The sequence below is a fragment of the Mesorhizobium shangrilense genome (assembly GCF_040537815.1).
Lineage (GTDB): Bacteria > Pseudomonadota > Alphaproteobacteria > Rhizobiales > Rhizobiaceae > Mesorhizobium > Mesorhizobium shangrilense.
In genome coordinates this window covers 1,395,073-1,415,760 of record NZ_JBEWSZ010000001.1, presented here as the reverse complement: position 1 = coordinate 1,415,760, position 20,688 = coordinate 1,395,073, and the positions used below count along the sequence as shown (strand labels likewise).

General features: G+C 62.5%; 15 protein-coding genes. 10 read left to right on the top strand and 5 right to left on the bottom strand.

Annotated elements, in window-relative coordinates:
- Window positions 1–43 precede the first annotated feature (43 nt).
- From icmH to ABVQ20_RS07080, 7 genes are all read left to right on the top strand, one after another.
- Complete coding sequence (icmH, locus tag ABVQ20_RS07110; RefSeq protein WP_354458833.1) at window positions 44–1,468, top strand: type IVB secretion system protein IcmH/DotU; 1,425 nt, start codon at window positions 44–46, stop codon at window positions 1,466–1,468.
- On the top strand, window positions 1,465–3,252 hold the full coding sequence (locus tag ABVQ20_RS07105; protein ID WP_354458832.1) for a type VI secretion protein IcmF/TssM N-terminal domain-containing protein: 1,788 nt from the start codon (window positions 1,465–1,467) through the stop codon (window positions 3,250–3,252). Before icmH ends, ABVQ20_RS07105 begins: the two co-directional genes overlap by 4 nt.
- Window positions 3,249–6,764 (top strand): type VI secretion system membrane subunit TssM, encoded by a 3,516-nt coding sequence (gene tssM, locus ABVQ20_RS07100; protein ID WP_354458831.1) that lies wholly within the window; start codon window positions 3,249–3,251, stop codon window positions 6,762–6,764. Before ABVQ20_RS07105 ends, tssM begins: the two co-directional genes overlap by 4 nt.
- A gap of 150 nt (window positions 6,765–6,914) precedes the next feature.
- Complete coding sequence (gene tssF / locus ABVQ20_RS07095) at window positions 6,915–8,750, top strand: type VI secretion system baseplate subunit TssF (protein ID WP_354458830.1); 1,836 nt, start codon at window positions 6,915–6,917, stop codon at window positions 8,748–8,750.
- Entirely contained in the window at window positions 8,747–9,805 is a 1,059-nt protein-coding gene (gene tssG / locus ABVQ20_RS07090; RefSeq protein WP_354458829.1) for a type VI secretion system baseplate subunit TssG, read from the top strand. The genes tssF and tssG overlap by 4 nt, the downstream gene beginning before the upstream one ends.
- Before the next feature lie 16 nt (window positions 9,806–9,821).
- A complete protein-coding gene (locus ABVQ20_RS07085) occupies window positions 9,822–11,363 on the top strand; it encodes a class I SAM-dependent methyltransferase (RefSeq protein ID WP_354458828.1) in 1,542 nt (513 codons plus the stop codon).
- A 16-nt stretch (window positions 11,364–11,379) separates the two neighbouring features.
- Window positions 11,380–12,159 carry a protein kinase domain-containing protein gene (locus ABVQ20_RS07080; RefSeq protein WP_354458827.1) on the top strand — a complete coding sequence of 260 codons (780 nt, stop codon included), beginning with the start codon at window positions 11,380–11,382 and terminating at the stop codon, window positions 12,157–12,159.
- Between the two features lie 7 nt (window positions 12,160–12,166).
- Here the strand turns inward: ABVQ20_RS07080 and ABVQ20_RS07075 are convergent, their stop codons facing one another.
- The 5 genes from ABVQ20_RS07075 to ABVQ20_RS07055 are packed head-to-tail and all read right to left on the bottom strand — an operon-like array spanning window position 12,167 to window position 17,170.
- Complete coding sequence (locus ABVQ20_RS07075) at window positions 12,167–12,505, bottom strand: slr1659 superfamily regulator (protein WP_354458826.1); 339 nt, start codon at window positions 12,503–12,505, stop codon at window positions 12,167–12,169.
- A 34-nt stretch (window positions 12,506–12,539) separates the two neighbouring features.
- Window positions 12,540–13,088: a slr1658 superfamily regulator gene (locus ABVQ20_RS07070; RefSeq protein WP_354458825.1), complete on the bottom strand. Its 549-nt coding sequence runs from the start codon at window positions 13,086–13,088 to the stop codon at window positions 12,540–12,542.
- A 4-nt stretch (window positions 13,089–13,092) separates the two neighbouring features.
- A complete protein-coding gene (locus ABVQ20_RS07065; RefSeq protein WP_354458824.1) occupies window positions 13,093–15,480 on the bottom strand; it encodes a SpoIIE family protein phosphatase in 2,388 nt (795 codons plus the stop codon).
- The gene (locus ABVQ20_RS07060) at window positions 15,477–16,652 is read right to left on the bottom strand and encodes a class I SAM-dependent methyltransferase (protein ID WP_354458823.1); all 1,176 of its coding nucleotides are present in this window, start codon (window positions 16,650–16,652) and stop codon (window positions 15,477–15,479) included. The genes ABVQ20_RS07065 and ABVQ20_RS07060 overlap by 4 nt, the downstream gene beginning before the upstream one ends.
- Window positions 16,652–17,170: a ubiquinone biosynthesis methyltransferase UbiE gene (locus ABVQ20_RS07055; RefSeq protein ID WP_354458822.1), complete on the bottom strand. Its 519-nt coding sequence runs from the start codon at window positions 17,168–17,170 to the stop codon at window positions 16,652–16,654. The genes ABVQ20_RS07060 and ABVQ20_RS07055 overlap by 1 nt, the downstream gene beginning before the upstream one ends.
- 218 nt (window positions 17,171–17,388) lie before the next feature.
- Here ABVQ20_RS07055 and ABVQ20_RS07050 point away from each other — a divergent pair, with 218 nt between their 5' ends.
- From ABVQ20_RS07050 to ABVQ20_RS07040, 3 genes are all read left to right on the top strand, one after another.
- On the top strand, window positions 17,389–18,327 hold the full coding sequence (locus tag ABVQ20_RS07050; RefSeq protein ID WP_354458821.1) for a PP2C family protein-serine/threonine phosphatase: 939 nt from the start codon (window positions 17,389–17,391) through the stop codon (window positions 18,325–18,327).
- Between the two features lie 438 nt (window positions 18,328–18,765).
- Window positions 18,766–19,428: a M91 family zinc metallopeptidase gene (locus ABVQ20_RS07045; protein ID WP_354458820.1), complete on the top strand. Its 663-nt coding sequence runs from the start codon at window positions 18,766–18,768 to the stop codon at window positions 19,426–19,428.
- A gap of 354 nt (window positions 19,429–19,782) precedes the next feature.
- Entirely contained in the window at window positions 19,783–20,490 is a 708-nt protein-coding gene (locus tag ABVQ20_RS07040; protein WP_354458819.1) for a YopT-type cysteine protease domain-containing protein, read from the top strand.
- Window positions 20,491–20,688 lie beyond the last annotated feature (198 nt).

Here is a 20,688-nt window from a genome sequence, read left to right as displayed (position 1 = left end):
CTTTTCTTTTTTCTCGAAGGCTGACGACACGATCAGGCGGTCCTTGGCCAATGCCGAGACGCGGCCGGTACGTCTCGACGCCGGCTTGACAGGTTCCGGTTTCGACAGGGAAAACGCGGGCGTGCAGCAGGAGTTTGGGGTCGATGAGGATTTCTTCGGCGCCGGTCCACCCGTCGGCCGCAACCAGTTCGATGCAGCTTTCGCGCAACGCGAGCGCAAGCCAGGCAGCGGTGACATGCGGCAGCGCGGCGATTCCAGCATCGACAAGGCTTTCGACCTTGCCGCCATCAATCGCCTGGCCAGCGCCGCCGCGCCGCTTTTGTGGCTGGCCGGAAGGCTCAACGAAAGCGCGCCACCCGACAACATCACCGAATTCCGCGACCGGACCATCGACGAGATCAAGCGGTTCGAAACCGCTGCCATGGCCAAGGACGTCCCGAGCCGGATCGTGCGGATCGCGCGCTACGCGCTGTGTGCGGTGATCGACGACATCATCCTCAACACGCAATGGGGCGGTCAATCGGGTTGGGCGAGTAGCAGCCTTGTGGGCACACTCTACAATGAGACATGGGGCGGCGAACGTTTCTACGACCTTCTTTCCCAGCTGCAGCTCAACCCGGAAGACAATATCGACGCGCTCGAATTGATGGCGATCTGCCTGTCGATCGGCTTTGTCGGCAAGTATCGCGTCGTTGACGCAGGCCAAGGTCAGCTGACACGGCTTCGCCATGATCTCTATCGGACGATCCGGCGGGTGCGCGGGCCATACGATCGAGGCCTGTCCGCGACCTGGCAGGGCGTTACCGCCCCCCACCGCCCGCCCCGTATCATGGCCGCCCCCTGGCTCGCGGCGGCGATTTTGCTGGGCCTTCTTGCGATCTTGTGGATTTTTTCGAGTGTGAGCCTGCGCAGCAGCGTCGAGACCGCGGCCGCGCAGATCAGGAGCCTCATGCCGGCGACGCCGATCGTCGTGGACGGCGCCGCCGTGCCGGCGATACCGGAGCCGGTGCCGCCCGTGCGGCAAACACAGATGCAGCGGCTTTCAAAATTCCTGGCCGATGACATTGCCGCCGGCACGGTGGAAGTCGCCCCATCCGGCGGCGACCTTCTCATCAGGATGCTGCGGGCGTCCTTCCCGTCGGGCGGAAAGGACCTGGCGCAGACCGAGGACGCGCTCGTTGGCCGCATTGGCACGGCCTTGAACGCCGAGAGCGGGCCGATCCTGGTCATCGGACACACGGACAATATTCCCGTCGGCGCCGGCAGCGCTCTCGGCGACAACATGGCCATCTCGGTGGCGCGCGCCAGTTCCGCCGCGCAAATGCTGCGCAATCACGTCTCGGACCCTTCGCGGGTCAGCTTCGAAGGACGCGGCGAGACCGATCCGATCGCGTCCAATGCGACGGAAGAAGGACGCTCGCGCAACCGCCGCGTCGAGTTCAAGATAGCGGCGGAAAAGGCGCCATGAGACCCTGGTTCCGGATCGCATGGCTTGCCGGCCTTGGTCTTGCGGTCGCCGCAAGCTGGGCGATCTGGCGATATGCACCGGTAACGGTCCCTGAACAGCGTTTTGCCGCATTGCTCGCCCCCCTGGTTCTTCTGGGCCTGATACCAGCGGTCTTTACCCGGCGCCTGGTCAGGGGCGACGCCGACATCGATACGCCAGGTCTGCGCATGCAGCGCAAATCGGCGCTCACCTTTCTTGCCAACAGAGGCCTGGCTGGCCGCCGTGGTCGGTTGTCCGTGCCACTCTATCTCGTGGTCGGCGCTCCCGGCGCCGGAAAAACCAGCCTGTTGGAACGATCGGGGCTGGGCCTCGGTTCGCCGGTGACGATCGCGGGCGCGACATGGTGGGTCGGCGACGACGCGATCTTCGTGGAAACGTCGATCGGCGTGCCGGACCGGAGCCCGCGCCAGATTTGTGAGATCATCAAGAGCCTGCGGCCCGCCTTGCCGATAAACGGCACCGTCTTCGTTCTCAGCCCCGCTGACCTGACACTCGCCGACCAAGTCGAACACCGCGAATTCGCCGAGGGCGCGATGCTCGCGCTGCGCGAGATCGAAGCCGCGACGGCACAGGCCGCACCGATCTACCTGATGCTCTCCAAGATCGACCTCTTGCCTGGATTCCAGGAATTCTTCGATCGACAGGAACCGCAGGAGCGCTCGCAGCCCTGGGGATTTGCGCTGCCGATCGCAGCGTCGACCGCGCCTACGGCGATGGGCGACGCTATCGCGACCGGCTTCCAGTCGTTGCTGGCCGCCATGCGGGCCCGCCTCGTCGAATGGCTCTCGCGCGAAGCCGATCCAGTGCGATGCGCCCGCATCAATGGGTTCAGCGCGCAGATCGCGGGCCTTCAGCCGACCATCCAGCCCTTGCTGGAAACGCTGTTCACGAAGACCGGCAGGACCAGGCAGGATGGCGCCCTGCGCGGGATATTTCTGACCAGCGCCCGCCAGGAAGCGCTGTCGATCGACAGCCTGCTGCCCGAATTGTCGCGCCGCTTCGCCATGCCGCGCGTCGGCATGATCCCGCCCGATCTCGCCCTGGACGACGAGGACCAGGGGTATTTCATCGGCGGGACGTTCAAGAATACGATCTTCAAGGAAGCCGGACTTGTCGGCCTTGGACAAAGAGGCAAGGTCGGCGAAGCCACCCGCTGGGCGGCCGTCGCCGCGCTCGCCGCCCTTTGCGCCGGTACCAGTTATTACATCCTGCGGACCTACAACCGTGAAGTCGCGTTTTCGGCACGGGGAGCGGAAATCACCGTCGGTGCCACCCCGATCGCCAGCCCCACCACCGTCGCCGCCTTGCCTTCCATCCTGGCGACGATGCGCCGTCTCGACGAATTCGGATCAAGCCTGACGAAAGATCAGCCGGTTCACCCCATCGAAATCGGCCTGTCGGCGCGGCCGAAACTTGAGACCATCATCGACAGCACGCGCGATCACTTCCGCCGAAACGCGCTCATGCCAAGCCTCGTGGCGATGATGGAAACCGAACTGGTCGATCTCAATGCCAGCGTCGAGACGTTAAAGCAGCGGATCGCACTGACCGGCGCCTCGGGCGCCGCCAGCCCGGCAATGACCGCCTGGCTTCAGGCGCAGGCACGGACACTGCCCGAAGCAGAGCGCGACTTCTTCATACTGGAGAGCCAGGCTGCTGTCAGCGCCAACGGCGGCTTGCTGGTCGATTCCGCCTATCTCGAGGCGGCACGACGCATCATCGCCTACAAGGAAAGCTTGTCTTGACCCTCCGGACACGTCTGCAGCGCATCGGCAAGGCGATCCTTTCGCCGGGCGCACTGCTGACCATCGCCGCGCTGGTCCTGGCTATCTTCGTCTGGTTCCTGGGGCCGCTGTTCGCATTCGGCGACATCCAGCCGCTCGGTCCGGTTTCCGTGCGACTGGCGATCGTGCTCGTCATCGTGCTGGCCTGGGGTATCGCCGGCTATTTCATCCGTATCCGCCACAACAGCGCCGACAAGGCATTGCTGGCCGCGTTGCGCCGGCAGCAAGAAGAGCAACGACAAGCCGGCAAACAAGTCCGCACCACGACCGACGCCGAGCTCGCCGCCTTCCGCGGCATGGCCCGCGGCGCCACCAAGTTCACCAACAAGGGACGCGGCTTCAATCCCCTCGCCCGTGATCGCCACCAGACACCTTGGTATCTGGTTTTGGGTTCTCAAAACGCCGGCAAGACGTCTATCGTCCTCAATTCAAGCTTGGCGTTTTCGTATCAAGGCGACAACGCGGCCGGCTCGCCGGCGGTGTTCCATCTCGCCGACCAGGCGGTGTTCGTCGAGATCGCCGGAAAGTTCCTCGTCCCATACGAGCCGCCGGCCAACTCGCTTTGGCTCGGCATGCTCGACCATCTGTCGCGATTGCGGCCGCGCCAGCCAGCCAGCGGCATCATCGTCACGGTCAGCGCCGACGAGTTGATGACGATGACGCCGGAGGGCGCCATAGACCTGGCTGGGGTGGTGCGCAGACGGCTGGATGAAGTGGCCGCGCGCCTGCGCACGCGGCCACCTGTCTACGTCATCGTCAGCAAGCTCGATCTTCTGGTGGGCTTCGAGGAATTCTTCGACACGCTGAGCGCCGAAGAGCGCAATGCGGTGCTGGGGTTTCCGCTTCGCCAGCCTTCGGACGCGAAAGGCCAGGCCCCCGCCGACGACCGCTTTACGCAAGGGTTTTCGGATACCGTCGAACGCCTGTCGGGCCTTCTCCTGCTCCGGCTCCAGGAGGAACCCGACGAGCACCGGCGGCGGCGCGCTTTTGAATTTCCCAGCCAGTTCGCCGCGATGCAGGCGGTGCTCGAACCATTCATCACCCAGCTGACGTTCATCTATCGTTTCGAGCCAGCGCCCCTGCTGCGGGGCTTGTTTTTCGCCAGTGCGACACAGAACGGGCTTTCGGTGGACGTCCTGGCGCGCGACCTGTCCCCCAGCTTTGCCCAGCAAGCGGAAAAACTGGCGTTTCGCAACGACGCGGCCAGCGGGCGCGGGCGGCCCTATTTCCTGCGCGACCTGGTCCGTGACATTGTCATTCCGGAGGCCAATCTCGGCGGCCTGACGCGCTCCGCCGCCGCCATGTTGCAGATACGCGGCATCGCCGCCAACGTCCTTTTGACCCTCGCGGTGCTGGCCTTGCTGGTGTTTTGGTGGCTGGGCTTCAACGAAGGCCAAGCCTATACCAAGAGGCTCCAGGACGGCGTGACCGCTGCGCGCGCCAGCATCGCCACGGCGCTTCCCGCCGGAACGGCGCCCCTGGACTTCAAACCGGCTCTCACGGCGCTCGACGACCTGCGAGCCCTGGTGCAGGAACGGCCCGGCCGCGCCACCTTCGGATTGTACGGCACGGCGTCCGTGGAAGAGGCGGCACGCGAGGCTTATGACCGCGGTATCCACGCCATGATGCTTCCTTTCGTGTGGCGCTACCTTCGCGACGGGCTCGATGATCCGCAAACCGCCGCCGCATTGCGCTTCCACCAGCTTAAACTCTACTTGATGATGACCGGCGAACGGCCCGTGGACGCCCAGACCGCGGCGCTGTTTGGTCCCGATTTCGCCCAAAAATGGCTCCCCTACGACCGCACCGCCGATGTCGACCGGCGGGTATCCGAACATCTCGCCGAATTGTCCTTCACGGTGATCGCGGCACCCCTCATGGACATGCGGCTCGTGGACCGCGCGCGCGGACTGATCTCGAACTACACGCTTGCGCGGCTCGCCTACGATGCCTTGAGCGCGATGCCGCGTATCCAGCAATTGGCCACCTGGCGCCCGGTTGACCATATGGGACTGTCAGGCCCACAGGCGCTTGCCTTGATCGGCGGCGGCAGCTTCTGGGACGGGATTCCCGGACTTTTCACCAGGACCGGGTTCTTCGACAGCGCACTGCCCACCACAGGGGCCGTGTCGGATGACCTAGCCGCCGACCTGTGGGTGATGGGCGTCGCCGATACCGTGGCCGGCCACGAGCGCGAGACCCAGCGCATCCGCGAAGGCATGCTCGATCTCTACCGCGTCGACTACATGCGGCGATGGGACAGCTTTCTTTCGGAACTGACAATCGTCGACAGCGCCGATGCCGGCGAAACCGCGCGCGCCATGGCGATCATCACCGGCAGTCCCTCGCCGGTCAAGGAATTGACCGCCGCCGCCGCCGCCGAGGTCAATCTCGCGCCCGCCAACGACCCGGCGAGCGCGTTGACGAAAGCCGCGACGGCGCAGGTCAACCGCGTGGCGGGCAGCGTCATCGCACCGTCGCGGGTGGTCGACGTCGGCAAGGCGGTGACGGATCACTTCAAGCCCTTTGCCAAGGCAGTCAGCGCGCCGGAAGGACAGCAATCGCAGATCGACACGATGCTGGCCGGCTTGCAGCCGCTGTACAGCCAGATCAACCTCGTCGCCACCGGCGCCAACATTCTCGAGCTCGGCACCCAGCCGCAGACGATCCTCAACCAACTGACCGAGCAGGTGAACGCGCTGCCCGATTCACTGCAGCCTTTGTTCAGGCGGATTCTGAGCCAGGCCGGAGCCGTCACCAGCGGCAGCTCGCGCCAGCGGCTCGCCGAAATCTGGAAGACCACCGTCGAGCCGTCCTGCCAGGCAACGACAAAGGGACGATATCCGTTCGTGCAAGCCAGCGCCGAGGATACCTCGATTGCCGATTTCACCAGCCTTTTCGGCCCGAAGGGACTGATCTCCAGTTTCCGCAACGATTATTTGAAACCCTTCATCGACACCACGACAAAACCCTGGCGATGGCGCACCGGACAGCAGGTTGGGCTGAACATCGGCGACGACGTGCTGGCTGCCTTCGAACACGCACAAGACATCACCGCCACCTATTTCGGCGACGCCGACATGCCGTCGGTAAAATTCACCGTCGAACCGGTCCAGCTCGACGAGAAGGCGCGCGCCATGCAGTTCGATATCGGCGGACCAACACTGGTCTACATGCACGGTCCGCCGACACCCTCGGCGTTCCAGTGGCCGCCGGACCGGGCCGATGCCGATGCGATCCTTTCGATGACCCCGGAAGTGAACGGGGAGCGCAACATGCTGCGGCGGCAAGGACCCTGGGCCCTGTTTCGGCTGCTTAACGCCGGCCACGTGCTGCGCAACGACCCGACGGACATGGTTCCATACGGGTTCACCGTCGGCAGCCGAAAGGCTGTGCTGAACGTCATGGCGCCGGCCACGCGCAATCCGTTCGCGCGCGACATCCTGTCAGACTTCAAATGCCCGGTGCTTTGATGGCAACGTCTGTTGACAGGCATGGCACGCCTCATCATCTTCCACGACGGACAGCAGCGGAATCTTTTCCCCCGCGTCCCGACCGGATGGCCCTCGCCCACCAGAACTGACGTTCCAAGCCAATAACCGCCAAGGGAATTCGCTCCATTCATGTCGGACGACCTGCTGCTCCACTACAATCGGGAACTGCTCAACATTCGGCGGGCGGCGGCAGTCTTCGCGGCGGAGAACCCGCGCATTGCCGGCCGGCTTCGGCTCTCGGAAGACGCCGTCGAGGATCCGCATGTCGGTCGTCTCATCGAAGCGTTCGCCTATCTGACGGCGCGGGTACGGCAGAAGCTTGACGACGATTTTCCCGAACTGACCGGGGCGTTGCTGGGAATCCTCTATCCGCATTTCGACAAGCCGATCCCGTCCATGTCCATCCTGCAGATGGAACCACAGTCGGACATGCCCGGCTCGCACCTCGTGCCAGCCGGCACCTTGCTCGACACAGAGCCAATGGAAGGCGAGCGCTGTCGCTTTCGCACCGCTTTCGATGTTGCGTTGCACCCAGTCGCGGTGCGCACCGCGATCCTGTCTGGCCGGCCAATCACCGCGCCGGATACGCCGCGCGGCAACAGTGCCGCGGGATGTCTGCGCCTGACCCTCGAGATGACGTCCGCCGACGGCACCTTTGCCAGGAACGCGCCGGAGCGGCTGCGTTTTTTCCTGCGCGGTCAGCCGCAACTCGCCTATCCGCTCTACGAACTCCTGCTCAACGACACCATCGCGGTCGCCTTCGCCGAAGGCGCGAACGACCCGAACCCGATCGTTCTTGACGCCTCGGCGTTTTCGCCCGCCGGATTTGATGAGAATGAGGGGCTGCTGCCTTACGAGAATGGCTCACATCTCGGTTTCCGCATCCTAACCGAATATTTCGCGTTCCCGGAAAAATTCCTGTTCGTTGACCTCGCCTTGCCGGAACGGGCGCGGCTCGCCGGCAAGGGCGCAACGCTCGACGTCTTCGTCTATTTGAAGCGGCCCTCCCCGAATCTGGAACGAACGATGACGGCGGCGGCATTTGCCCTGGGCTGCACGCCGATCGTCAATCTCTTTCCCCAGACGGCCGAGCCGATCGCAATCGACCATACCACGAGCGAATATCGCATCGTGCCCGACAGCCGTCGTCCGCGCGCGCTTGAAGTCTATAGTGCGGTCGCGATCACGGCTTCGGATGCGGACGGCAAACGCCGCGAAATCCTGCCGTTTTACAGCGTCCAGCACAGCCTGGGACATCATGGCACAAAGCAAGACGCCGAGCAGCCGACATGGTGGCTGGCGAGCAGGCGACCGTCGGATTCGGACAATCCGGGCAGCGAAGTCTATCTTTCGATCGTCGATCCAGATTTCACGCCGTCGACGCCGCCCGATCACGTCCTCTCGATCGAAACGCTTTGCCTCAATCGAAATCGGCCGGAGCGCCTGCCGTTCGGCGGCGGCCAGCCGACGCTGCGGCTCGTCAATCCCGTGCCGCTGGTCAAGACGATGAAACTCCTGACGGCGCCAACGCCGACCCTGCGTCCCGACTACGGCCAGGGAGGGCGCTGGCGCCTGATTTCACATCTGTCGCTCAACCACTTGTCGCTGGTCTCGGACGGTGGCGTCGAAGCGTTGAAAGAGATGCTCATTCTCTATGATTTCCGAGGCTCCGCCGAAACACGAGCGCTGATTGACGGCGTGCTCGCCTTGGCGTCCAGACCGGGCACGGCGCGCGTCAAGAGCCGCGGTCAGACCGCGTTCTGCCGGGGTATCGATGTGAGCATCACCTTCGACGAAAGCAATTTTTCGGGCAATGGCATGTTCATGATGGCCAGCGTTCTCGAGCGCTTCCTTGGCCTTTACGCCAGCGTCAATTCGTTTTCACGCCTCACCGCCCTGGTCAAGGGTCGCAGCGGAGTTCTCAAGACATGGCCAGCGCGCGCCGGCGACCGAATTCTTCTTTGAAGTCGGATATTTTCGAACGCCCGCAGGCCTACGATTTCTTCCAGGCCGTACGGATCATCGAAGCCATGGCAGCCGACGAGGCCGCGGCCGCCGGCGCGAGCCGGCCCGACGCGGTTGGCCGAGGCATCGACCCGAAAAACGCGTCGATCAGCATTCATGCCGCCGTGCCGCTCGGCTTTGCGGCGGCGGAGGTCAATGCGGTCAGGCGGCCGCGCGGCGGCGGCCCGGTGGAAATGACCCAAACCGTGGTTGGGCTGACCGGCCCGTCAGGCGTGCTTCCCCACGCCTTCAGCGAAATGGTCCAGATCAGCGTGCGCGAACGCAATCCGGGCCTGCGTGAGTTCTTCGACCTGTTCAACAACCGGCTGGCCGGCTTTCTTTATGACGCCTGGGCAAAATACCGGATCGCCGTCGAACGCGAGCGCGCAAGCCGGCTGAGCACACCCCGGCCGATCGACGCGGCACTGCGTGCCTTTGTCGGCATCGGCATGCCGTCGCTGTCTGGCAGGACCGAAACGCCTGACGCGACGTTCGTCTTCTTCGGCGGCCTGCTTGGCCGTGAAGGACGCTCGTCGATGGCCGTCGAACAAGTCCTGTGCGGAATGCTGGGGTTTGCGGTGCGGATCGAACAGTTCCACGGCGAATGGCTGCCGATCGACGCGGCTGACAGATCGCGGCTCCCGAGCGCCGATCTGCCGGACGGTGCCTATTGCCGCCTCGGCGAGGATACCGTCATCGGCGAGAGAACCTTCGACGTCCAGTCGTCGGTGATCCTGCATGTCGAGCCATTGCATTATCCGGTCTTCCGTTCGCTGCTGCCGGACGGCAACCAGGCCAGGAAGTTCGCCGACCTGGCGGCCATGGCCATCGGTCAGGACAAGACCTATCGCATACGCCTGGGGCTTCGTCCGGAAGAGGTCCAACCACTCCAGCTGACAACCGATCGCGACCTGCCCGAGGCAAACCGGCTTGGCTGGAACACCTGGATCAACGCGGCGCAGCCCCGCAGCCAACCCGTCCAGGCCGAATTCCGGCCCATTCCCCATCTCCGCTAGACAGCAGGACCGCAGCATGCCCACCTGGAGCGACGGATACGTATCCGACATAGAATACCTGCCCGGCTTCTACATGGATCAGACGCCCGCGCATCTCGACGTGGCCTGCCTGCTGCGCGACATCGAGCCGCCGGTGGCGGCGGGAGAGCCATTCCGTTACTGCGAACTCGGGTGCGGCGTCGGTGAAAGCGCCCTTGCCATCGCCGCCAGCAACCATCGCAGCGAAGTCTGGGGATTCGACTTCAACCCTGCCCATATAGCGCGTGGACGTGACCTCGCGCGAGACGGGGGATTGCGCAACATCCATCTGCTGGAAGCCTCCTTCGAACAACTGGCGAAGGGGGAAGTTCGCGACCTGCCGGCGTTCGACTATATTGCGTTGCATGGCGTTTGGTCGTGGGTCAGCCCGGCAAGTCGCTCTCACATCGTCAATTTCATCGACCGTCACCTCAACCCCGGCGGCCTTGTCTATGTGACCTACAATGCCCTGCCCGGGTGGACGGTCGCGCAGCCGCTGCAAAGGCTTGTATCGACCTTCGCCAGCTTGGATCATGGGCGCAGCGACCGGCGCGTAAGCACGGCGATCGAAATGGTGCGACGCGTTTGCGACGTGGGGGCGCCTGCGTTGCAGGTCGCCGATGTCGAGCGGCTGGAAAAGGAACGGGACCAGGGCAATCTCGCCTACTTGTCGCATGAATATCTCAACGAGCATTGGGCGCCCTGCTACCACAGCGACGTTGCCGGCGACCTGGCCGCCGCCAAGCTGGAATTCGTCGGCTCGGCCAATCTGCTCGAGAATTTCCCGGATCTTTCGCTGACGCCGCAACAGCGCGCCCTGATCGACGATGCGCCGCTTGCCGTCCGCGAGACCTTGAGGGACTATTTCATGGCCCGCACCTTCCGGCGCGACGTTTTCGTTCGGGGGGCACGCATTATCCCCGGCCGTCGCCGCGCCCAGCGGCTTCGCCGGCAGAAACTGATGCTGGTCATCCCCGCCGCCGCCGTGACGCGCAACATCAAGATACCGTTGGGCGAGGCAGCGCTGAGCGAGCGCGCCTACGAGCCGGCCTTCCGGGCACTGGCCGAAGGCCCGCGGTCGATCGGCGAGTTGCTTGACCTCCCCGAGGCGGCCGGATCAACCGCGTCCCCACGAGAGATGATCGGCATGTTGGTCGGCTCCCGGCAGGCCATGACTGTCACAAACGAGAATACCGACGCGGCGATCGCTGTCGCCAGGGCCTACAACACGCTTCATCTGGCCGCTTGTGCCGACAGTGGCCGTGGGATGACGGCGCTCGCCGCCCCGGCGGTCGGCTCGGCGGTGACCGTGACCATTTACGAAATGCTGGCCTACGAGGCACTTTCGAGTGGAACGCCGGACGATCCAAAGGCGTTGACCGAGGCGACCTGGAAGCTGCTTCAGGATCGGGGCGACCGGCTGCGGCACGAAGGTGAAACTGTCGAAAGCGAGGACGAAGCCCGGAAGATCTTGCATGACAACATGCAGGTGATCATCGACATCGCTCTGCCGCTGTGGCGGCGCCTGGGCGCGATCTGACCTGAAGGCAACGCTGTTGCGCGACGATCCATGTCCCTTTCGCCTTGTGCGCATGCTCCGTCAGGGCGGGCTCGCCAGCGTCTTCGAGGGCGTCGGCGATGATGGTGGCGCCGTGGTCGTAAAGCAGGCGAGCGCACAGCGCGCCGCCGTCGATCCGATCGGCGTCAAGCGCTTCGAACGCGAGATCGCGCTCGCGACGATGACCAGTCATCCCGGGTTGGCCCGCATAGCTGGCCATGGCGCCAGCTGGATCGCCTTCGAACGCCTGGAACCCGCGGCGGCGGACAACGCGCGGCGAGCCTCGTTGGCGACACTTGCGGGCATCAGGGCGCTTACCGGGCAATTGGCCGAGGTGCTTGCCTATCTGCACGCGCGCGGCATCGTCCATCGAGACGTGAAGCCCGGCCACGTCATGTTCCGTGGCAAGCAGCCGGTGCTGATCGATTTAGGCATCGCTGGCCTCGTCGCCGAAGATCCGCTGGATGGAACCGAACTGGTCGGCTCGCCGGCGTGGATGGCGCCCGAGCAGATCACCGGTGCAAAGGCAGAACCTTCCGCCGACATCTGGTCACTGTGCGCGGTCACTGTGGCGCTGGCGCACGGCAGGCCGCTCTTCAGCGGCTCCGCCGACGAAGTCCTGGACCTGAGAAGGAACAGCAGCGCCGATGCGGCATATTCGTTGGCGCATATCGACGACGACGCGCAACTGACGGCCATGCTGAAGGCGGGCCTGGGGCCGGCCGAGACACGTCCGCGGGCCGTGGACATCGCTGCCGCCCTTTGTCACCCTCGCTAAGGCGTGTTCAGGCGATCACCAGGTCGACCGCTGGATGAAGCTTTTTCAGATTGGGAAGTGACTTCGATTGCCAGGGTATCCTGGTCGAGCCCTTCACCGCCAACCCCACATCTGGCTGCTTGCGCACTTCTATGGTGAATTTGGCGAGCAGGTTGATGCCGGAACTGTTCAGGAATTGAAGTTCGGTCAGGTCAAGCACGATCGTCTTCGGCTTCGACGCGAGGACTTTGTCCATCAGCTCCAGAATAGGCGCATAGGCGTCCGTTCCCGAAAGGCGCATTGTTCCCTCGTAATGAATCGTCGCCCCCTCGCCCCACACTCGATATTCGTTCGCCTTGATTTCCATGATATGCAACCCACTCCTAAAACCTGTCCGGGACTCAAATGAGATCCAGCACGGCAAACGTCTCGAGCCTCACCGGCTCGTGTTCCCTGCCCTCATCGAACGTCCATCCCAGACGTGCGCCATAGTCGCTCATCAGGGTCAGAAGACCCAGCCCCGATCCACTTGATGTCGAATCCGCCGCGTTGGCTTCGATGCGTTGTATCAGCAGATCGCCCGGATCGCACGCCGTCACCTCCGCCAGCATCGCCTGGAAGCGTGCCGCGGTCGGGCGATCGATCAGATTGGTCACCTTCAGCTCGAAACGGCCCGCGTCGAGCGAACTCTCGATGACGATATCGCCTGGATGTCTGAACTTGACGGCGTTTTCAAGCAGTTCGTTGACGAGATAGCCAATGCTGTGGCGCGTTTCATTGGCGCTGTGGTCCGAGACGGCCCGCCCGAGCGCGAAGAACTCGCCGAGGAATTCCGAAGTCGTGCCGCAATGATGCCAGCTCAGGTCGATCGGGCCATCGCAAAGGCGCACGACGTTGGCCGTGGCGCTCGCGGCGTTGCGGAATTCGGTGGTGCCGAAGCTCGTCTGCATACGCCTACCTATGCCGCATCACGACAAGCGTGATGTCATCGTGGATCTTTTGCGTGCCGATGTGGGCCATCAGGTCGGCGATGATGCCGTTCTTGACGTCGTCGGCACTGCCGTTGCGGTGACGACGCGCGCTTTCGCAAAGGCGCTCGAGCCCGAACAGGTCGCCGTCCGGCCCTTCTGCTTCTGTGACCCCGTCGGTATGCAGCACGATGATATCGCCGGTGTCGAAGCTGAAATCACGTGTCCTGACGAACGGTCCGATGTCGCTTTCGAGGCCTATCGGGAAGCCAAGATCGATCGTGTCGATCCGCTCGACCTCGCCTTCGCCGCGCACGACGATGACTTCCTCATGCTGGCCCGACAAGGTGATCCGCTTGTCCTTGTAATCGAGGAAGGCGAGCGACAGGTGCTTGTCGGTTCGGGTCCGCTCGATGTTCTTAAAGATAGCGCGGTTGAGAACCTGGAGAAACTCCTTGGGATCGTCGCCGCCCTTTTCCTGAAGCGCGCGCGCGACCGACTGCACCATCAGCATCAGCACACCGCTCTCCAGCCCGTGTCCGGTCACGTCGCCAATGCCGACCTTGAGGCGGGCGCCATCCTGCAGCACGTCGTAATAATCACCGCCGATTTCGTCGGCTGGCTCCATGTAGCCCGCGATCTCGATTCGCGGGATGCTGCCGAGTTCGGCGAGCTTGGGCAGCACCATCATCTGAATCTGCCGCGCCACATCCAATTCAGCACCCAGCCGCAGGTTCTCGCTTTTCAGCCTGGCATTGAGCGCGCTGATTTCGTTGTTGGCATCGCCCAATTCGCGCGTTCTCTCATCGACAAGCTTTTCGAGGTTTTCGGTGTGATAGCTTATCTCTTCGGCCATGCGGTTGAAGGCATGGCCGACCGCGGCGACCTCGTCGCCAGTCGGAATGTCCACGCGCACCGAATAATCCTTGTTTTCCAACCGCCGCGCCGCTCCCGCCAGCGCGCTCAAGCCAGCGGTGATGCGCCCTGAGATGGCGAACACGGCGAAGAAGACGATGATCAAGCTCACCAGGAATGCCAGGATCTGGTAGTTGACGATGCGCGAGGTGGCTTTCGAGATATTGTCCTGCGCCGCAATCAGCGAGGCATAGATTTCGCGCTCCGATACGACGAAGCCAAGCGACATGGTTTCCTTGGTAATGTTGGTGCCGCCCCACAGGTTGGTCGGATTGAGCTGCTTCAGCACGACCAGGTACGGAACGTCTTCGCCGTTCTTCTTCAGGAAGATGTGCTTGATGACGGTACCGCCGTCGGACGGCAGCGCCAGGGTCTTGATCGCCTCCTGGTTGCTGTCCTTCAGCGACCGGATAACACCGGTGACGCCCTGCCCGCTGACATCGCTCGAAACCAGGCCGAGCGTCTGCTCGCCAACCTTGTTGGTGGCGATGACGTTGCCATTCTCCATCGCCAGAAAGCCGAAGCCGGTCTCGGCGATGTTGACGCTTTCGACCAGGCTGGCAAGCTGATCGAGCGTGATGTCGACGGCGGCCATTCCGGCGACGTCGGATCGGTTTTTGGTCCAGAGCGGGTGGAAGAAACTGACGACCAGCTTGCCGGTGATGGCATCCACATAGGGCGCGGTCGTCACGACATCGGAATCGACCGGCCGCGATGACGGGTTCTTGATCCAGCCTTGCCAGCCTTCATAGACGCCGGGGAAGAAGAAATCCCAGAAGCTCGGCCCCTTGTTGTGGCCAGGATAGTACTGATCGAGCGTCCGCGCCTGATCGGAATAAGGCGTCGACCGGGTGATCGAGGCGTTCTTCGGCCCGACATAGTACATCTGCAGCTTCGGCGCCCCGGTGGCCATGAGCGCAGGGCCGATGAGGCTCAGGAAGGCGCTGTTGCGGACTTGCGTGGCGGCGTCCTGCACCGGGACGTGGTTCTTGTCGAGCAGGTAGCCCCAGACATTGACCGCCGAAGGCACACCTGGCGCATTTTGCGACCAGCCGCCCTTTTCATCGTAGATCAGCGGGCTCGACAGGGCTGGGCTCTGTTCGAGCGCCTGCCCGATCGATTGCTGGATGTCGGGGTGGTCGATGAGGGCCTGCATGGAGTTGGCGAGCACGTCCAATTCCGAATGCACACGCTCCAGCAAAAGGTCTGCGCGCAGTGCGGTGGTATCGATATAGGTCTGAAGGAACTCCTTGTTGGCCTCCGTCAGGCCTTCGCCCACTTGTTGGGCGGCGTCGCGCGAGAGCCGCTGAACGTTCCAGATGGCTATGCCGCCCCCGAGCAAGAGGTCGAACAGCACTGCCGCGCCGACAACCATGATAAATTTGGCACGGAAACTGCGATGCGAGAAACGCCCGACAGAAGGCTGGCTGGCTTGAGCGACGTCGGCGATCGCGGTCATTGCGGCTTCCGGCCGGATGCGGCCCAGATCGGCCAGCCGGCATAGCCCTTCGGGTGCAGCGCTGCGAAGATATGATCGTCGAAGCCGCGCCGAAAACGCTCGACGAATTGCGGATCGTCCTTGCGCAGCGCCGTCATGCTTCCGGCGAACAGGTTCTTCCACGATTCAATGATGTCGGCGAAGTCTTGTGGATCGCCATCCAGATTGGTGACCATGAAGGATTCCATGCGGACATCGTCAAAGCCGGCGTCGAGAAGCAGCCGACGACTCTTCGGGCCGATCTCGATGTCCTGATTGAAATGCGCCAGGATCTTCGCCACCTCGTTGTACGTCCACTGGATGGACTCGCCGCGAGGTTCCCCCAGGCAATGCGAGTTCTTTTCGTTGGTGACGTAGACACGCCCACCAGGCTTGCAGATACGAAACAGCTCGCGCAGGATAAGCTCTGGGCGATCGAAAATCTGCAGCGCATGGCGGCAGGTGACGAAATCGAACTGGTTCTCCTCGAGCAGCATCTCGGATGCATCGCCATAGATATATTCGATGCCCTGGATGCCGAAATCGTTGGCAACGTTGCGGGCATAGGCCAGGCTCGACTTCGAATGATCGAGGGCGACGAGGCGCGCCGGCTTGAACTCCTTTTGAAGCAGAACGACGAAGTCGCCGATGCCACAGCAGATATCGGCCACCGACATTCCTTCCCTGATGCCGTGGCGATCAAGGATGTTGCGCTCGTGGCGCCATGTCATTTTCGTCTGGGTTCTGAGCAGCGAGATGATCTCGCTGTTTTCGACGAACGCCTGGCCGGGATAGAATTCGTTGTCGTATTCCTCGACCACGATATTTCTGTTGATGTTCCGCAACGTGGCGAATTTGCGCGTCGACCAGCCGACGACACTTGACGTGATCACCGAAATCCTGAGGTCCGGCCGCTCGCCGCATGCCTTGACCATCAGCCCGGCCAGCACGCGGAAGGCGATGTTGTTGAGCCGCACGAGGCGCTTGACGTTGACGTAGAGCGTGCCCTTGACCGTCTGCAGCGACTTCTCGAACAGCTTGGCGCACAGGTCGAGATCCTCGGCACGTTGCGGCCGCATCGATCCGATGATCGAGAACTCCTGATTGTTTTCGTCGAACCGGACGTCGAACTTGTGTTGAACAGCTGCCGCCATCACGCCTGGGTGTCCTCGAGTGCCAAATCCGCGATCAAGCGGATGGTGTTTTCGTCGGTTCTCACGACGCTGATCGATGCGTCGTAGTCTACGGCCAGTTCAAAAAGCCCGATGTCGGGATCGAGTGTGCCTTCCGCGAACAATGCCGACCGGTATTGCTCCGCCACGTCGCTCCGGGACAGGCGCTCCATCGCATCGATGTAGAATTGCGCATCCTGCCCCTTGCACGGGATCGTCAGTTCGATCCGGTCCTTGTTGGCCAGGCGCGAAATGTTGCACCTGAAACTTCCACCCGATCCGTGGGCCCGGAAAACCGTCTCGAGCAGTTCGTTCAACGCCGATGAAAAAAGGTTGGCATAAAGAAGGGAATCGATGCGGTTGTGACTGACCATCCGCGCGGCGTATGACGAAAGCCGATCGCAATAGGACCAGTTCGACGTGAAGACATCAATATCCATGCCGATCTGGAGAAGAGGCTCGAATGTGCCGCCGACTGCGTCTACTATGGTTTTCTTCATGAATTGGTCTTCCTATGGCCGGTGAGTGCCACGAAGGGTGCCAGAGTCAAAGGGTGGGTCTAGGCACGCGCCCCCGCGAGCCGATCAGAAGATCCCGAACAAAGGATTTTGAGTCTTGAGGCGGATGATACGAAAAGAAAATTGACGTGAGCAAGCCCAATGTCATCAAAGGACCCCGCAGTTGATCATTATCTGGCAGATTGATTATCAACGTGTTTATGAATGATGCTTCAGACCGAAATTCCAAGGGACCCGCGCTTCCGGCCGCGGCGGACCTTGCCGTTCAACTCGCTGCGGCGCAGACCGAAATTGCCCGGCTGAACGCCGAGTTTGACGATCTGAAGATGCTTTATGAAGCCATGATCGAACATGGCGAAGCGGTCGAAGACCAGTTGGCCGAAAGCAATTTGACGCTCCAGAACACGCAGGCGCGGCTGGAAGCCGAGCTCTCCGACGCCGCCCGCTATGTCATGTCGATCCTGCCCGATCCCCGCGCCACCACGCCGATGACCGAGTGGCTGCTGGTGCCCTCGACCGAACTTGGCGGCGACTCCTTCGGCTATCACGCGATCGATGACGACCATATGGCGTTCTATCTGCTGGATGTTTGCGGACACGGCGTCGGCGCCGCTCTCTTGTCGGTCACCGTCATCAACGTTTTGCGCGCTGCCGCGCTGCCCAAGGTCGATTTTCGCGATCCGAGCCGCCTGCTGGCGTCGCTCAACGACGCTTTCCCGATGGAAAGACAGAACAACATGTTCTTCACCATCTGGTATGGCGTCTATCAGCGATCGTCGGGAGAGCTTCGGTATGCGACTGGCGGTCATCCGCCCGCCATCCATCTCAGGCGCCTCGCCGATGGAACCGTGGCAAGCACAGAATTGATCACCTTCGGGGGCATGGCGATCGGCGCCTTCCCCGGGGTCGAATACGAATGCGCCAGCCTTCGGATCGATCCGGGCGACCGGCTGCTGATACTCAGCGACGGCACCTTCGAAGTGGACGGGCCACAGGGCGACATGTCGAGCGTGGCGGAGCTTGCTGCGTTCGCTGCCGGGCACAGCGATTCGCCGCAAGCGATCCTGGAATGGGTACGGTCCTTCAATGGCGAAGGCGCGTTGCCGGACGATTTCTCCCTGCTCAAGGTGACATTCTGATCGGTGCCACGTGAAGCCGGATGCTCGAATATTTTGCACGTGCCTGAGCGATTTCCGGTGTCGCTTTCGCAAGGGAAGCGAGCTACTTTGTGCGAGGCGGTTCGGTGGATGCGCGAGTCCACAAGCAGGGGCGGTGCAATGAAGACAGTCACCTTGGCGCGCATGGTTGCTGGACAATCACGGAGCCGCCTAGCGGCAATCCGAATCCCGACCCCAAGATCGTAAAGAACCTGTAGCGGCCCGGAGGGGTGGCCAACCGGCCCCGCCGTCCACCTGCCGCGGGAGGAACGGGCGCCGGCTCGCATGTGCTGTGCATTGCGCCCCTGCATTGCTGACCGAGAAGCTTGGGCGGCGCTGTCATGAGAAACGCATCGCGAAACGCTTATAGGCGAAATGCCTGAACGGGTTTGGACATAGCGAATAAGGGGGGGTAGACCAATGCCGATAGTCAGTAACAAGTTGCCTGAATTTGCAGGCTTTGCAGTGCGCTACGATTCCAGTGCGAAGCCGTTCTTCCAGTCCATGGTGCTTGAGGACCTGCGCCGCATCAACAGCAAACCGATTGGCAAGAAGCTGCTGGAGGACATCGCGGCGGCACGTCCTAGGGCCCGCGCCGCCGGTGCTGCTTCCAATGCCGAGGCTCGCGCGATCGTGTTCGAGGCCGGAGTCAATGTCGTTATGGTGCCAACTTCGATGGAGTACACGCAGTCCGGCTACAAGATGGCCTTCACCGGCGTTGGCGTCCAAAAATCGCTGAAACCGTCGACAGCGGCTTCGCACAATATCAAGGACTGCCCCTATCATCCGGCCGGCGGGAGCTGCGCCGAGGCCGCCGACATCACCGCTGCCGGCGACGGCACGGGTACGGTATCGATCATGAAATACACCAACGCCCAGATATTGACCGGCAAGGGCGAGGCCACCCATTCCTTTGTCGTGCTGGCGCACGAACTGATCCACTCGCTCCACCACCTCACGGGCACGCGCCGCGACAATGGTGAAGAAGATTGGACGACGGGCATCGGCGTCTATGCAGCGGAGCCGATGACCGAGAATGCGGTACGGGCAGCGTTCGGACTGAAGCTGCGCGAAAAATACTGAAGGCGACGACCGCCGAGCATGATCCCGAAACGTTGGAGCCGGTTTTCGGGAGAGATCACCCTCAAATCTTTTTGGTCAGCACCCCGAGTGGCTGGCCGCTTGGCTCGTGGATCATGACGCCCGGCACTTGGCGATTTGGCAAAGGTGCTGGTGATGCGCCGCAAGGCAATGCGGACTTCGCCACCCGTCACGGACCGGGTTGTCAGGCCTGAATACTGGCCGCGTGTCATAAGGGCAGGCATCGGACGATCACGATCAGCGGATGGGATCGATGGTTGACCTCTCCTTTACTATTTCCGCATAGCAGCTTCTTTATCATTGGGCGTCACGCAGCGGGAAACGAGGGGCATCCACATGGATTTGGCGGCGGAATACGCGAAGAACTGCGTTCCATTCAAACAGCGCAGTCTCAATATCACCGACGAGGAAGTGGCCTACGGAGTCTGCGTCGGTCTGAGCGCTGACTGGATCGCGCGCCACAAGAACTTCAAGTCCGAAGGGTCGCAAAAGCGCATCGCCTTCATTGCCGCGCATGCCAAGGCGAGTTCGATCGTTCGCCAGAAGGCCTATCTGTCCGTTCTCAAGGCATCGCGTTCAGGCCCGATAGGTGGCCAGACGACCGAAATCGACGCGGCGCTGGCGGAAGTCGAGTGTGGGCTGGCCGCAACCTGCGTCGATTCGAGCGCATACAGCGGCAGCAGCGCCGACGACTCGCTGCATCCGCTCTTCACCCACACCTCCGGCATCCACAATTACTACATGATCCTGTTGAGTTTCGGCGGCGATCACCATTGCATCGCCGCCTATCACTCCAGCGGCAAGCTTTTCGGCTACGGCTCGCATCTCTATGTGTTCGAGCCAAATTTCGGCGAGATCAAGATTGCCGGCAGCGAAACCGCGGTGAAAGGATTCTTCAAGGCGCTTGCTGCGGCCTATATGGGATACGTCACCAGGGCCGGCGCGGCGAGCCCGAAGAAACTCGACCGCGTCACCATCAACACGCTCGCCGATGCGTTCGGAGGCAGCCGCGGCCGTTCTGCGACGGTCACAAGCCGCCGCTAACACCTGGGTTCGCGGCGCATCAATCTGTCGACCCTACCTGGCGTCAGTTGTCGGGCCGGACCCTGCCTTCCTTCGCAAAACCGCTGTCATCGACCATCTCGATGACTTTGGTCAGAAGCAGACCGGCACTGCCTAGCAGCCGGCTCCACCAGGCAATCACAACGAGCGGTCAGCATTGCGAATTGGCGAGACCGTGAC

What these genes read in the sequence shown, in the direction of transcription:
- ABVQ20_RS07070 (WP_354458825.1), bottom strand. Translation starts at nt 13,088, where the DNA reads ATGCAGACGAGCTTCGGCACCACCGAATTCCGCAACGCCGCGAGCGCC.
- ABVQ20_RS07055 (WP_354458822.1), bottom strand. Translation starts at nt 17,170, where the DNA reads ATGAAGAAAACCATAGTAGACGCAGTCGGCGGCACATTCGAGCCTCTT.
- ABVQ20_RS07065 (WP_354458824.1), bottom strand. Translation starts at nt 15,480, where the DNA reads ATGACCGCGATCGCCGACGTCGCTCAAGCCAGCCAGCCTTCTGTCGGG.
- ABVQ20_RS07075 (WP_354458826.1), bottom strand. Translation starts at nt 12,505, where the DNA reads ATGGAAATCAAGGCGAACGAATATCGAGTGTGGGGCGAGGGGGCGACG.
- ABVQ20_RS07045 (WP_354458820.1), top strand. Translation starts at nt 18,766, where the DNA reads ATGCCGATAGTCAGTAACAAGTTGCCTGAATTTGCAGGCTTTGCAGTG.
- ABVQ20_RS07085 (WP_354458828.1), top strand. Translation starts at nt 9,822, where the DNA reads ATGCCCACCTGGAGCGACGGATACGTATCCGACATAGAATACCTGCCC.
- ABVQ20_RS07040 (WP_354458819.1), top strand. Translation starts at nt 19,783, where the DNA reads ATGGATTTGGCGGCGGAATACGCGAAGAACTGCGTTCCATTCAAACAG.
- ABVQ20_RS07060 (WP_354458823.1), bottom strand. Translation starts at nt 16,652, where the DNA reads ATGGCGGCAGCTGTTCAACACAAGTTCGACGTCCGGTTCGACGAAAAC.
- ABVQ20_RS07105 (WP_354458832.1), top strand. Translation starts at nt 1,465, where the DNA reads ATGAGACCCTGGTTCCGGATCGCATGGCTTGCCGGCCTTGGTCTTGCG.
- tssF (WP_354458830.1), top strand. Translation starts at nt 6,915, where the DNA reads ATGTCGGACGACCTGCTGCTCCACTACAATCGGGAACTGCTCAACATT.
- ABVQ20_RS07050 (WP_354458821.1), top strand. Translation starts at nt 17,389, where the DNA reads ATGAATGATGCTTCAGACCGAAATTCCAAGGGACCCGCGCTTCCGGCC.